Here is a 13186-nt window from a genome sequence, read left to right on the forward strand (position 1 = left end):
TGTCCTATTTGAAACGTTTGCGCAGCACGCCACTGAAGGCGTCTACTAGCGTGACCATGGCCAGGATGACCAGCAGGATTGCTGCAACCTCCTGGTACTGCATGATGCGCAGCGAGCCCATGAGTTCGAAGCCGATACCGCCGGCGCCAACCATGCCCATCACGGTGGAGGCGCGAAAGTTGTATTCCCAGCGGTAGATCGCCACGTCGGCGAACTGCGGCGTCACCTGTGGCAAAACCGCGTGCAGCAGCACTTGCATCGGCGTAGCCCCCGCCGCCCGAGCGGCTTCCACCGGCGCTTCGTCGACGTGCTCGATGGCCTCGGCGAAGAACTTGCCGACCATGCCGACCGAATGCAGACCCAGGGCAAGCACGCCCGGCAAGGCGCCGAACCCTACGGCTGCAACGAAGATGATGCCCATGATCAGCTCCGGCACCGACCGCAGGGCATTGAGCAGCACCCGGGCAACACCGAACACAAGGGGGTGCGGCGCCGTATTGCGCGCTGCAACGAAGGCCACCACCAGCGAGAACACCACTGCGATGGCCGTACCGGCGATGCTCATCGCCAAGGTGTCGATCAAGGGGCGAATCCAGCTTCGATAGCCCGAAAAGTCTGGCGGCATGGCCTCGCCTGCCAGGGTCGCGATGGAGGGCAGCCCGTTCAGCAGCGTGGTGGCATCGAGCAGCCCCACGTACCAGCAGGCCAACAGCACCACTCCGAATACAATCGCCACCTGCCCCAGCTGGCGCCACCAACCGAGGCCGAAGCCTCGAAGGATGTGCTCGCGTTGCTCTGCAGGCAGCGCCTGCACGTCGTAATGAGTAGACATATCGGTGCTCACATCGTGGCGAAGTCGAGGCCGAGCAGCGATCCCATGTTGCGGATCACATCGTAGTCGGCGTCGGTGATTGGCGCGAAGGCCTCGGCCTTGAAGTTGCGCAGCACTTCGGGATCGTCGATACCGACGAATACATCCCGCACCTTGGTTTTCAGCTCGGGGCTCAGGTTCGAGCGCATCGCCCAGGGGTACTGGGGGTATTCGCCGCTGTAACCAAGTACTTTCACCTTGCTCGGATCGATTAGGCCACGTTCGACTGCGTGATTGAAAATTACCTCCGACAGCCCACCCGCATCGGCGTTGCCGTTCGCCACGTTGACGGCAACGGCGTCATGCGTGCCCACAAAATGTTGTTCGTAGTCCTGCCCACCCGTCAAATCGGCCGTCTCAAGAAGCACGGTTTTGGGAATCAAATGGCTGGACGTCGATGCCCGGTCACCATAGGCCATCTTCTTGCCCTTAAGGTCGGCATACTCATTCACGCCTGACGCCACATTGGCGATAATCACCGAGCGATAGGTCGGCTTGCCGTCGATGACCATGGCAGCGAAGGGCTCGATGTCGCTTTTGCTTTTGGCCATGACGTAGGACAGCGGACCGAAATACGCCAGGTCGATACGGCCAAAGCGCATCGCCTCAATCATCGAGGAATAGTCGGTGGTTACGATCAGCTGCACCTTCTTGTCCAGATGCTCTTCCAGATAATCCTTCAGCGGCTGGTTACGCTTGATCAGCTCGGAGGCGTTTTCGTCCGGCAGCAGGGCAACCTTTAGCACATCCGGATCGGCATCGGCCGCTAGGGCGGACAAACTTGAAACAGCGGACAGCAAGCAAGTCAATAAGAGCGCGGATAAGCGTTTCATCGGGACATCTCCAGTGAAGGTTCGAGCATGACAGGTGGTTCAGCCGGAGCATTCGCTGGCTGAGTCGTAGAGCGGCCTGCATAGATGCGCTCAAGCTGCGCATCGGTGAGTTCCGAGGGCGCGGCATCGAAAACGATCTGAGAATCGGCCAGCCCGACGACGCGATCGGCGAAGCGGCGGGCATATTCGAGTTGATGCAGCGAAACGATGGCGGTGATGCCGTCTTCCTTGCAGATGTCGCGCAGCAATCCGAGAACACGGACCGAAGTGGCCGGGTCGAGACTGGCTACCGGCTCATCGGCCAGAATGATCGCCGGCTGTTGCGCTAGCGCACGCGCGATGCCTACCCGCTGCTGCTGGCCACCGGACAGTTTGTCCACCCGGCTTAGCGCCTTGTCTGCCAGACCGACCCGAGCGAGGCAACTGAGCGCAATCTCCTGATCGGCACGCGGCAGAGGAAACAGCGAGCGGAGCGTGTTGTGAAAGGCCAGCCGACCGGTAAGCACATTAGCCAGTGCGCTTTGACGTTCGATTAGCTGGTGGTGCTGAAAGATCATGGCGGTACGCCGACGATGCTGACGCAAGGCCGAGCCGCTGCCGAGTTCACCGAGTTCGCTGGTGACACTGCCGCCAGTGGGCGTGACGAGTCGATTGAGACTACGGAGCAAGGTCGACTTGCCTGCGCCCGAGAGACCAAGCAGCACGGTGAACTCACCACGCCGAAATGCAATCGAGGTATCGCGTAGGGCTGTCACGCCGCCTGGATAGACGACGCTCAACCGGTCGACCCGCAGCACGGCGTCCTGTATCGGATGGGGCTTCATTTGATCACCTTTCGCAATATTGCTGGCCGCACAATTGCGGTTCGCGATGCAAAGGGTAGAAATTCCTTGTTACCGCACTGCTTCTAAAGGATGACATTTCGATGAATACTTCGAATCTGCCGTAGCGGGGCGGCAAGCGAAGCCGTGGAAGAACGGGCGCAACGTAGCGTCTTTCTTCACGCGGGATACAGGAGGCTTTGATTGATACTGCTGCGGATTCGCTACAGTAACGTTGGGCCAGAACGTAATGCCATCCAAGCAAGAGAGCGCACACTAGCGGCCAATAGCGGTCATCGAGCGCCTACAAGACCAGTGGCGATTCATATCAAATGAGGTCGCTGTGCTGGCCAAATGGAATAAGGCAGATCAGTTACTGGTATGCCGAGGCAGCCCAATGGAGATCAACGCCGCCAACAAGACAAAAGTCGAGGACACCCACAGGCAAGCTTCCAAGCCATAGGCCTGATACACCCAGCCCGACAGCAGCGTGCCGATCAGCCGGCCGAGGGCGTTGGACATGTAATAGAAGCCGACATCCAGCGACACGCCGTCTTCCTTGGCGTAACTGACAATCAGGTAGCTGTGCAGCGAGGAGTTCACCGCAAACAGCGCGCCAAACACCATCAACCCGCCGAGCAAGACCCACTGCGCCGGCAAATCACTGTTCAGACCCAGGGCAATTGCGGCGGGCAACCCAGCCAGCACGGCCGCCCAAGCGAATGCCGCACGACCATCCGGCAACTGGCCGCTGGCCTTGCCGGTGATGGCCGGGGCGAAGGACTGCACAATGCCGTAGCCGATCACCCAGGCAGCGAGAAAGCCGCCGACCATCCAAAAATCCCAGCCAAACACACTGGACAGGTACACCGGCAACGCCACGACAAACCACACATCGCGGGCGCCGAATAAGAACAAGCGTGCGGCTGACAGAATGTTGATCGCCCGGCTCTTAGACAAAATGTCGCGAAACTTCGGCTTGGCTTTCGCCTTGCCCAGATCCTTTTTCAACAGCAACAGGCTGGCCAGCCAGATCAACGCCAGCACCGCCGCCATGGCCAGGACCGCGCCGGCGAAACCGAGCAGCGCCAGCAATGCACCGCCCATAAAGAAGCCCACACCTTTGAGCGCGTTTTTCGAGCCGGTAAGGATTGCCACCCACTTGTACAGCGTGCCCTGCTGGCTGTCCGGCACCAGCAACTTGATCGAGCTCTTGGCACTCATCTTGTTCAGGTCTTTGGCGATACCGGACAGCGCCTGCGCACCCATCACCCAGGGAATCGTCAGCCAGGCCGCCGGCACGGTGAGCATCAGCAAGGCCGCCACCTGCAGACCCAGGCCGATATTCATGGTGCGATTCAGCCCCAGCCGCGCGCCCAGATAGCCGCCGACCAGATTGGTGACCACGCCGAAAATCTCATAGAACAGAAACAGCGCAGCGATCTGCAGCGGCGTGTAACCCAGGCTATGAAAATGCAGCACCACCAACATGCGCAGCGCGCCGTCGGTGAGGGTAAAGGCCCAGTAGTTGCCGGTCACCAGCAGGTATTGGCGCACTTCTGGGGCTAGGCGGGATAAGGCGTGCATATCGATCCTGCTCAGGTTACTTGGCTGGTGGTGTGCAACTAGGTGGGAGGGGCTTTAGCCGCGACAGCAGTTGAGGCAAGTCGCGGCTAAAGCCCCTCCCAAATACGCAGAGCGATTCTCAGCCGGCTGCGCCGACCATCCGTGCCAACTCCACGGCACGATTGGCATAGCCCCACTCGTTGTCGTACCAGGCGTAGAGCTTCACCTGGGTGCCGTTGATCACCATGGTCGACAGCGCATCGATAATCGAGGAGCGTGGGTCGGTGCGGTAGTCGATGGATACCAGCGGCCGTTCCTCATAGCCGAGGATGCCTGCCAGCGGACCGTCGGCGGCGGCCTTGAGCAGGGCGTTGACCTCCTCCACCGTACTGGCGCGCTCGACTTCGAATACGCAATCAGTCAGCGAGGCGTTGGCCAGCGGCACGCGCACTGCGTGGCCATTCAGCTTGCCGCGCAGCTCAGGGAATATCTCGGCAATTGCCGTGGCCGAACCGGTGCTGGTGGGGATCAGGCTCATGCCTGAAGCGCGCGCGCGGCGAAGATCCTTGTGTGGCGTATCGAGGATGCTCTGGGTGTTGGTCAGGTCGTGGATGGTGGTAATCGAGCCATGGCGGATGCCGAGGTTCTCGTGAATCACCTTGACCACCGGGGCCAGGCAATTGGTGGTGCAGGAGGCAGCGGTGACGATGCGGTGTACAGCTGGGTCGAACAGCTGCTGGTTAACGCCCATCACGATATTCAGCGCACCGGCTTCCTTGACCGGCGCGCAGACCACCACGCGCTTCACGCCTTGGTCGAGATAGGCCTGCAACACTGCGACGGTTTTCATCTTGCCACTGGCCTCGATCACCAGATCGCAGCCGCTCCAGTCGGTATCGGCGATGGTCTTGTTGGCCGTGACCTGAATGCGCTTGCCGTCGATCAGGATGCACTCGCCTTCGCTGCTCGCCTCATGCTGCCAGCGGCCGTGCACCGAGTCGAAATTCAGCAGATGGGCGTGGGTCGGCGCATCGCCAGCCGGGTCGTTGATCTGCACAAACTCCAGTTCCGGCCAGCCCCAGGCAGCGCGCAGCGTCAGGCGACCGATACGACCAAAACCGTTGATACCTACCTTGATAGCCATAAACCAATTCCCTCTACAAAGTGATTAGGCGCTACGCGGCGCAAACATAATGATCGCCATACCGAGCATGGCCACAGCCGCGCCCAGCAGGTCCCAATGGGTCGGACGGATGCCGTCCACCAGCCACAGCCAGATAATTGCCATCGCCACATACACCCCACCGTAAGCGGCATACACCCGCCCGGCAGCGGTTGGATGCAGGGTCAGCAGCCAGGCGAACAGCGCCAGCGCGGCGGCGGCCGGCACCAGCAGCCAGATGCTCTTGCCCTGCTTGAGCCACAGGTACGGTAGGTAGCAGCCGATAATCTCGGCCAGGGCCGTCAGGGCGAACAGGCCCAGGGTGTTGAGCATGCTCACCTCAGTTGCCGAACTGGGCGATCCAGTCCGCATGGGCCGGATGCTGAATGGCTTTCGGCCTTAGCGTCTGCACCAGGCTGACGGCTTCGCTGCGCTCAATACCCAATTCGACCAAGATGCGCGCGGCAATCAGCCCGGTACGCCCGGAGCCGCCCTTGCAGTGAATGGCAATGGCCTTGTCGGCCGCCAGCAGCCCAGCAATCTGCACCATGACCGCCGGCCAGGCGGCGTCGAAATCCGCCTGCGGCACCTGCTCATCGGCCACAGGTAGATGCAGCCAAAGCAAACCTTGCGCGGCGCACAGCGCCGGCAAATCGCTAGCGGCGTTATGCGCCAGTTCGGCGTAGGGCATCAGGGTCAGTACCGCATCGGCGCCAGCCTGTTGCAGAGTGTTCAAAGCGCTGTCGATGCTGCTGTCCTTGGTGCCAGGGCAAGGCGTGAAGATCAAGCGGCCGGGACGATTAGGAATGCTGAGAACATCAAAGGGATGGGACATGCTGATTGATCCTGAAAATTAAATGGAAGCCTGATTGACCCGTTTGGACAGCTGCTCGGCGGATTCCTTGCGCTCGGAGTAGCGGTCCACCAGGTAGTCCGTTTGGCCGCGCAGCAACAGGGTGAACTTGACCAGTTCCTCCATCACGTCGACCACGCGGTCGTAATAAGCCGAAGGTTTCATCCGCCCGGCGTCGTCAAATTCGAGAAAGGCTTTGGCCACCGAGGACTGGTTGGGGATGGTGAACATGCGCATCCAACGGCCCAGCACGCGCATCTGATTCAGCGCATTGAAAGACTGCGAGCCGCCGCTGACCTGCATCAGCGCCAGGGTCTTGCCCTGGGTAGGGCGCACGGCGCCCATGCTCAGGGGAATCCAGTCGATCTGCGACTTGAACACCCCGGTCATAGCACCATGGCGCTCCGGTGAGCACCAAACCATGCCTTCGCTCCACAGCACCAGCTCGCGCAGTTCCTGCACCTTGGGGTGATCCTCGGGCGCATCGTCCGGCAACGGCAGGCCACTGGGGTTAAAGATGCGCGTTTCGGCACCGAACTGCTGCAGCAGGCGCGCGGCCTCCTCGGTCAACAGGCGGCTGTAGGAGCGCGCGCGGTTGGAACCGTACAGCAGCAGAATGCGCGGTTTGTGTTGCGGGGCCGGCTTGGCCAGTTGCTCCTGGCTGGGCGGATCGAGCAGTTCAGGGTCGATATTCGGCAGTTCAGGGTACATAGCAATTCCTGGCATCAGAGGCTGGCGATACGGCGCAACTCGGCCCGCAGAGCCTCGCGGTTAAGAGTGGTCGGCAGGGCCGCAAAAAAAGCATTAAGCCGCGCCTGAATAATCGCCACGGTTGCATCGAAAGCCGCGTCGATCTGCGCGGGCGTACCGACCAATTCGGATGGATCAGCCAAACCCCAATGTGCCTTGAGCGCGGGACCGAAGAACACTGGACAGGCATCACCAGCGGCCTTGTCGCACACGGTAATAACCAACTCCGGCGCCAGTTCGGCGTGTACCTCGGTGCCCTTGCTGTTCAGCCCCTCAGTGGAAATACCTGCGCGGCGCAAGGCCTCCAAAGCCTGAGGATGAACCTCGCCCTTGGGCTGGCTGCCGGCGCTGTAAGCGCGCATGCCGGCTGGAGCCAAGTGATTGAATAGCGCCTCGGAAAGGATGCTACGACAGCTATTTGCGGTGCAGAGAAACAAGACTTTCATGGCATTCCTTGATGTGAGGCTTAGGCTAACCGCAGAGGCTTAGCCGCTCGGGTCGATTGCGCATGCTCAGCAGCTTTTCGCTATTAACCGCCAGCCAAGACTGGTTAGCCTGCACAACCACCTTCAGCATCTGCTGCACCCACTCGGGCAGCTGTGGGTGTAGGCGGTAGTACACCCACTGACCGCGACGCTGATCCTCCAACAGGCCGCAACTGCGCAGTTGTGCCAGGTGACGAGAAATCTTCGGCTGGCTGTCTTCCAGCGCAGTGGTCAGCTCGCATACGCACAACTCGCCCTCGGCAGCGATAAGTAGGGTCATGCGTACGCGGGTTTCATCGGCCAGGCATTTAAAGACACTGGTGGGACTTATGGGTTCTAGCATCGGGGCCTCAGCGCTTGCTCTTCACCAATACAAACAGCTTGATGCGTTCGTGAATCTCGTGAAGCGTGTGTTTATAGGCGTTGGCCTGTTGGCTGGTCGCTGGGTCTGCAAAATTCCAGGCAAGGTACTCTCCGGCGCCCGGCAAGGTGCTGCACTCGAAAGCAGCCTTGTCACACAAAGTGATGACGTAGTCGAAGTGCTGACCAGCAAACTCATCTAATGACTTGCTACGCAGACTATCGGTTGCAACCCCCAGCTGATCCAGCGCCATGCGTGCTCGCCGGTCAATCTCATCAGGCAAAGTACCGGCGCTGAACGCCTCGTAGCCATCCGGGTCGGTATGGCGCAGCAAAGCTTCGGCCATTTGCGAACGGGCCGAGTTGGCCACGCAGAGAAATAACACTCGGGTTTTCGATGTCATTGCAGCAGCGCCATTAAAATTCGGTTTGGCGAATATATTAAAAACCATATATCTTGTAAACCGAATATCTTGATGACCCTACTCTCGCCACAAGCGAGCAACCAAGGAGCGATTGCATGACCCTGCAAGAGCCAGTGGATGTTCTGATTATCGGCGGCGGCCAGGCCGCGCTGGCCACAGCCTACTTTCTACGGCGCACCCAGCTGTCGTTTCTGCTGCTGGATGATCAGGCGCAACCCGGCGGCGCCTGGCAGCATGGCTGGGATTCGCTGCGGCTGTTCTCCCCCGCCACCTGGAGTTCGATTGCCGGCTGGCAGATGCCCAACCCTGAGCCTGGCTACCCGCACCGCGATGCCGTAATCGACTACCTTGCGCAGTACGAGGCGCGCTATCAGCTGCCGATTGTGCGACCGGTACATGTCGATTCGGTGACGCATGACGGCGAGTTGTTTGTGGTGCAGGCCGGCAGCCAGCAATGGCGTTGCCGCGCCCTGGTCAGCGCCACCGGCACCTGGAGCAAGCCGTTTATCCCGTCCTATCCCGGCAGCGCAGAGTTCGCCGGCGAGCAGCTGCACTCGGCGCATTACCGCAACCCGCAGGCCTTTACCGGCAAGCGCGTGTTGGTGGTAGGCGGCGGCAACTCCGGGGCGCAGATTCTCGCCGAGGTATCAAAAGTCGCCGAGACCCTGTGGATCACCCCAGAGCCGCCGGCCTTTCTGCCTGATGAAGTCGATGGCCGGGTGCTGTTCGAGCGCGCCACCGAACGCTGGAAGGCCCAACAGGAAGGTCGCGTGATCGACCAGCCGGTGGGCGGCCTGGGCGATATCGTGATGGTCGAGCCGGTGCGGGAAGCCCGCGAGCGCGGCGTACTGGTGGCCGAACGGCCGTTCCAGCGTTTCACGGAAGAAGGTGTTGAGTGGATCGATGGCCGCCGCGAGGCGGTTGATGCGGTGATCTGGTGCACCGGCTTTCGCCCAGCATTGGATCATCTGCAATGCCTGGACGTGCTGGAAGCCGATGGCAAGGTCACGGTCGACGACACTCGCGCCAGCAAGCAACCCAAGCTGTGGCTGGTCGGTTATGGCGAGTGGACCGGGGCGGCTTCGGCGACCCTGATCGGCGTCACCCGCACCGCGCGCAGTACGGTCAATGAAATCGCAGAAGCCCTGCAGGGCGATACAGATCAATAGCAGACCACCCGAGTGCCATTAAACTCGGCACTCAGCAACAAGGAACCAGCAATGTCCAGTCAGTGTGAAGTCATCGGTAAGCAAGCCGCAGGTGCCCCTCTGGGTTTTTTCGAGCGCTATCTGACGCTCTGGGTTTTTCTCTGCATCATTGGCGGCACTCTGCTCGGCCTCTATGCGCCGACGGCAGCGCAGGCGGTGGGCGCGCTGGAAATCGCTCAGGTCAATATCCCGGTGGGATTGCTGATCTGGGTGATGATCATCCCCATGCTGATGAAGATCGATTTTCGCGCCATCGGCGAGGTCTACCAGCAGCGCGCCGGCTTGGGCGTGACCCTGAGCATCAACTGGCTGATCAAGCCGTTTACCATGGCCTTTCTGGCGTGGCTGTTTCTGCGCTATGTGTTCGAAGGCTGGCTGCCGGCCGAACAGATCGACAGCTACGTGGCCGGGCTGATTCTGCTCGGTGCCGCGCCGTGTACCGCGATGGTGTTTGTCTGGAGCAACCTGTGTAAGGGCAACGCCAACTTCACCCTGACCCAGGTGGCGATCAACGATTTGGTGATGGTGTTCGCCTTCGCCCCCATCGTCGCCCTGCTGCTGGGCGTGTCGTCGATCCCAGTGCCGTGGGACACCCTGCTGCTGTCGGTGGTGATGTATATCGTCATCCCCCTGGCCATCGCCCAATTTATCCGCGCGCGTCTGCTGCGCCGGGGTGACGCGGCGTTGCAAGCGGTGCTCGCGCGCATCGGCCCGTTCTCCATCCTCGCCCTGCTGGCCACCCTGGTGCTGCTGTTCTCCTTCCAGGGCCAGACCATAGTCGCGCAGCCGCTAATCATCGCCATGCTGGCGGTACCGATTCTGCTGCAGACGCTGTTTATCGCCGCCCTCGGTTACTGGATGTGCCGGCAACTCAAGGTACGCCACGATATTGCCGGCCCGGCGGCGATGATCGGTGCGTCGAACTTCTTCGAACTGGCCGTAGCCGTGGCTATCGCGCTGTACGGCTTCAACTCCGGCGCGGCGCTGGCCACGGTGGTCGGTGTGCTGATCGAGGTGCCGGTCATGCTCTGGCTGGTACGCATGGTCAATAACAGCAAGGGCTGGTATGAGCGCGCCCCGGCGCAAGGATAAGGAAGCCCTATGGAACTGTTCAGATGGCTCAATGACCAACTGCTGCGCATGGACTGGCTGGCCTGGCTGGTGCGCGTGCTGCTGGAGGACGGTTTTGGCCTGGACATGACCAGCCGAAGCGGTGCCAGCCTGCACTTCTTTATCTATGACGTAATCAAGATCTTTATCCTGCTGGCGGTGCTGATCTTCAGCATTTCCTGGGTGCAGAGCTATTTCCCACCCGAACGCACGCGGCGGATTCTCGGCGGCATGAGTGGCTTCAAGGCCAAACTGACCGGTGCATTACTGGGCACTATCACACCGTTTTGTTCCTGCTCGTCGATTCCGCTGTTTATCGGGTTTACCAGCTCGGGTCTGCCGCTGGGAGTGACATTTGCCTTTCTGATCTCCTCACCGCTGGTGGACCTGGCCTCGGTGATTCTGCTGGCGAGCATCTTCAACTGGTCGATTGCCATCGCCTACGTGCTGATCGGCTTGGTGCTGGCGGTGCTGGGCGGCACCCTGATCGGCCGAGCGAAGATGGAGCGATACGTCGAAGCCTTTGTCATGCACAACCCGGTGCTAGACATACCCCAGGCAGAACTGACGCGGCGTGACCGGGCGCAATTTGCCTGGGCACAGGTCAGCGATATTTTCCGCAGGGTTTGGCTCTATGTGTTGATTGGCGTTGGCATCGGGGCGGCAATCCATAACTGGATTCCCGCTGATTGGATCGAAGCGCTGCTGGGGCAGGACAACTGGTGGTCGGTGCCGCTGGCCACCCTGGTCGGCGTGCCGATGTATGCCGATATCTTTGGCACCCTGCCGATAGCCGAAGCGCTGGTCGGCAAGGGCATCGGCCTGGGTACGGCGCTGGCCTTTATGATGGCCGTTACCGCGCTGTCGCTGCCCTCACTGATCATGCTCAAGAAAGTGGTCAAGGCACCGCTACTGGCCTTGTTCGTCGGCATCGTTACGGTCGGCATTGTACTGATCGGTTACCTTTTTAACGCCTTTGCCTATCTGTTTATCTAACTTTTGGAGCACAGCATGATCATCAAAATTCTTGGTTCCGGCTGTAAGAAGTGCATCACATTGACCGAAAACACTCAGGCCGCCCTGGCCAATCTCGGCCGTGAGGCGCAGATCATCAAGGTCACAGACTTCGCTGAGATCGCCGCCCACGGTGTTATGTCGACACCGGCCCTAGTGATTGATAACAAGGTGGTCTCGGTTGGCAAAGTACTGAGCACCGAAGAGGTTGAGAAACAGCTCGGGGGCAATTAACGCAATGCGCTGAACTCAGGGTTATCGGCATACTCAGCTTGAAGCCAAGCTCAGCAGCAAACGGCAAGACGCTGCGGGCGGTCACCCATTAGATCGAGGCGTTTAGCATCTGGGCTGAGCCAGTGTTGATTAGCGGCCAAAGTGTTCTTCAAAAGCAGAATCACCCAATCCGGAAGACGCGGATGCAGGCGGTAGTAAACCCACTGACCTTGCCTGCGATCTTCAAGCAAGCCGCAATTACGCAGTTGCGCGAGGTGACGGGATACCTTTGGCTGGCTTTCATTCAGTGCACAGGTCAGCTCACAAACACACAGCTCTTCCTCTCGGGTGATAAGCAACATCAGCCGGATACGAGTTTCATCAGCCAAGCATTTGAAAACGGTGGTTGGAGTAAGGTAGTCGGCCATAGGGTCTCAGCGCTTAGTTTTTTCAGTACGAATATCTTGGTACGTTCAGGTAGTCGTGGGCCTGATAGAGCTCATCCGGCGAGATGCTGCTTAGGTAAGATCAGTCAGCTTTAGCGATGAAAGGCTAATGCCCGGCAAAGAGTCTGGTACTCCAGCATGACTTATCGCACAGCGTGATGACATTTTCGAAGTCTCCACATGCAGACCGGCCGACGGGCTAGCCAGCCACGCCCTTGCCTATCAAACCAAAATCATCAAGGCAGCAAAAGCACCGCTGCCCCATCTCGCGAATGCCTTGATCTCTAAATATCAATCATGACTCTGCTGCGATTACGGATAGTAAGGGGATGAACCATGCATCATCCCTACTGATTTACAGCCAAACTTCCTTTGGCGTAACCGCAACAAGGTCAGAATCCGATTCAGATAAATCGCGAAACATCTGGTTACTCGCATATCCATATCTTGTAACTTTTCCGTAATCAAACGGGCTTTAGGATTGCTTTCACCTAAACCCAAGCAGGAACCTTGTGATGAAAAAACTGACCCTGACCGCAATGCTGCTCACCAGCCTGTTTGCCAGCGCCACTTTCGCTAGCCAATACGACAAACCCGGCTTTGTCACCGAGGTTGAAGATGGTCGCCTGTGGGTATTCCGTGAAGGCTCCAAGGAGCTAGAAGAGTTCAAGAAATCCGGCGAGCCGGCTAAGCAGTTCGCCGACATCGGTTCTGGCCCTGAAGGTATGACCGTCAAGTCTGCCGACGAGGCGACCCTGAAAGATTACCTACAAGCACTTAAGAAGTAATTTTCACAGGCACTGCTCCCCAATCAGAGAGAGCAGTGCCTGGCCTTCTTCTGCGCTTTACATGTGCATACGCACATACCGCAAACTGATGGAATTACCTGTTCGCCAAATGCCGCCCCCAGATGTTGCAGCCTGACCAACCTTAGAAGGGATTTGGCTCACATTACGGGCTGCGATGCGCACTAGTCGTAGCATGCGCAATCACCAGCTTACCTTTCCATCCATATGAACGATTCCTGTCCTAGAATTTTGCAGGGCGTGTGTTGGCTGTGAGTTGAAAG

General features: G+C 59.3%; 17 protein-coding genes. 5 read left to right on the forward strand and 12 right to left on the reverse strand.

Annotated elements, in window-relative coordinates; genetic code table 11:
- Positions 1-4: 4 nt before the first annotated feature.
- The 11 genes from phnE to C1949_RS16725 all read right to left on the reverse strand — a co-directional run bounded on the left by phnE (position 5) and on the right by C1949_RS16725 (position 8105).
- Positions 5-832 (reverse strand): phosphonate ABC transporter, permease protein PhnE, encoded by an 828-nt coding sequence (gene phnE, locus C1949_RS16675; protein WP_010466252.1) that lies wholly within the window; start codon positions 830-832, stop codon positions 5-7.
- 8 nt (positions 833-840) lie between these two features.
- Positions 841-1704 carry a phosphate/phosphite/phosphonate ABC transporter substrate-binding protein gene (phnD, locus tag C1949_RS16680; protein ID WP_083728746.1) on the reverse strand — a complete coding sequence of 288 codons (864 nt, stop codon included), beginning with the start codon at positions 1702-1704 and terminating at the stop codon, positions 841-843.
- Positions 1701-2528 carry a phosphonate ABC transporter ATP-binding protein gene (gene phnC, locus C1949_RS16685; protein WP_083728748.1) on the reverse strand — a complete coding sequence of 276 codons (828 nt, stop codon included), beginning with the start codon at positions 2526-2528 and terminating at the stop codon, positions 1701-1703. The genes phnD and phnC overlap by 4 nt, the downstream gene beginning before the upstream one ends.
- 366 nt (positions 2529-2894) lie before the next feature.
- The gene (gene arsJ, locus C1949_RS16690; RefSeq protein WP_104739577.1) at positions 2895-4112 is read right to left on the reverse strand and encodes an organoarsenical effux MFS transporter ArsJ; all 1218 of its coding nucleotides are present in this window, start codon (positions 4110-4112) and stop codon (positions 2895-2897) included.
- 118 nt (positions 4113-4230) lie between these two features.
- On the reverse strand, positions 4231-5235 hold the full coding sequence (locus C1949_RS16695; RefSeq protein ID WP_104739578.1) for an ArsJ-associated glyceraldehyde-3-phosphate dehydrogenase: 1005 nt from the start codon (positions 5233-5235) through the stop codon (positions 4231-4233).
- 24 nt (positions 5236-5259) lie between these two features.
- Positions 5260-5586, reverse strand: coding sequence for a YnfA family protein (locus C1949_RS16700; RefSeq protein ID WP_104739579.1), 327 nt, complete (start codon positions 5584-5586; stop codon positions 5260-5262).
- 7 nt (positions 5587-5593) lie between these two features.
- Positions 5594-6088 carry a phosphatase domain-containing putative toxin gene (locus tag C1949_RS16705; RefSeq protein WP_104739580.1) on the reverse strand — a complete coding sequence of 165 codons (495 nt, stop codon included), beginning with the start codon at positions 6086-6088 and terminating at the stop codon, positions 5594-5596.
- 18 nt (positions 6089-6106) lie between these two features.
- Complete coding sequence (gene arsH, locus C1949_RS16710; RefSeq protein WP_088276330.1) at positions 6107-6817, reverse strand: arsenical resistance protein ArsH; 711 nt, start codon at positions 6815-6817, stop codon at positions 6107-6109.
- Between the two features lie 14 nt (positions 6818-6831).
- Positions 6832-7302 carry an arsenate reductase ArsC gene (locus C1949_RS16715; RefSeq protein ID WP_036991824.1) on the reverse strand — a complete coding sequence of 157 codons (471 nt, stop codon included), beginning with the start codon at positions 7300-7302 and terminating at the stop codon, positions 6832-6834.
- Between the two features lie 25 nt (positions 7303-7327).
- Positions 7328-7684 carry a metalloregulator ArsR/SmtB family transcription factor gene (locus tag C1949_RS16720; protein WP_036991825.1) on the reverse strand — a complete coding sequence of 119 codons (357 nt, stop codon included), beginning with the start codon at positions 7682-7684 and terminating at the stop codon, positions 7328-7330.
- A gap of 7 nt (positions 7685-7691) precedes the next feature.
- Positions 7692-8105: an arsenate reductase ArsC gene (locus C1949_RS16725; RefSeq protein WP_104739581.1), complete on the reverse strand. Its 414-nt coding sequence runs from the start codon at positions 8103-8105 to the stop codon at positions 7692-7694.
- Between the two features lie 116 nt (positions 8106-8221).
- On the opposite strand from C1949_RS16725, the gene C1949_RS16730 reads away from it, so the two are divergent.
- The 4 genes from C1949_RS16730 to C1949_RS16745 are packed head-to-tail and all read left to right on the forward strand — an operon-like array spanning position 8222 to position 11692.
- The gene (locus C1949_RS16730; RefSeq protein ID WP_104739582.1) at positions 8222-9295 is read left to right on the forward strand and encodes an ArsO family NAD(P)H-dependent flavin-containing monooxygenase; all 1074 of its coding nucleotides are present in this window, start codon (positions 8222-8224) and stop codon (positions 9293-9295) included.
- 51 nt (positions 9296-9346) lie between these two features.
- Positions 9347-10426: an ACR3 family arsenite efflux transporter gene (arsB, locus tag C1949_RS16735; protein WP_104739583.1), complete on the forward strand. Its 1080-nt coding sequence runs from the start codon at positions 9347-9349 to the stop codon at positions 10424-10426.
- Between the two features lie 9 nt (positions 10427-10435).
- Complete coding sequence (locus C1949_RS16740) at positions 10436-11440, forward strand: permease (protein ID WP_104739584.1); 1005 nt, start codon at positions 10436-10438, stop codon at positions 11438-11440.
- 15 nt (positions 11441-11455) lie between these two features.
- On the forward strand, positions 11456-11692 hold the full coding sequence (locus C1949_RS16745) for a thioredoxin family protein (protein WP_088276323.1): 237 nt from the start codon (positions 11456-11458) through the stop codon (positions 11690-11692).
- Positions 11693-11742: 50 nt separating this feature from the next.
- Here C1949_RS16745 and C1949_RS16750 read toward each other — a convergent pair whose 3' ends face one another.
- Positions 11743-12099 carry a metalloregulator ArsR/SmtB family transcription factor gene (locus tag C1949_RS16750; protein ID WP_088276322.1) on the reverse strand — a complete coding sequence of 119 codons (357 nt, stop codon included), beginning with the start codon at positions 12097-12099 and terminating at the stop codon, positions 11743-11745.
- A 533-nt stretch (positions 12100-12632) separates the two neighbouring features.
- On the opposite strand from C1949_RS16750, the gene C1949_RS16755 reads away from it, so the two are divergent.
- The gene (locus C1949_RS16755; protein WP_088276321.1) at positions 12633-12905 is read left to right on the forward strand and encodes a hypothetical protein; all 273 of its coding nucleotides are present in this window, start codon (positions 12633-12635) and stop codon (positions 12903-12905) included.
- Positions 12906-13186 lie beyond the last annotated feature (281 nt).

This window comes from Halopseudomonas oceani (genome assembly GCF_002903165.1).
In the GTDB taxonomy this organism is placed as follows: domain Bacteria; phylum Pseudomonadota; class Gammaproteobacteria; order Pseudomonadales; family Pseudomonadaceae; genus Halopseudomonas; species Halopseudomonas oceani.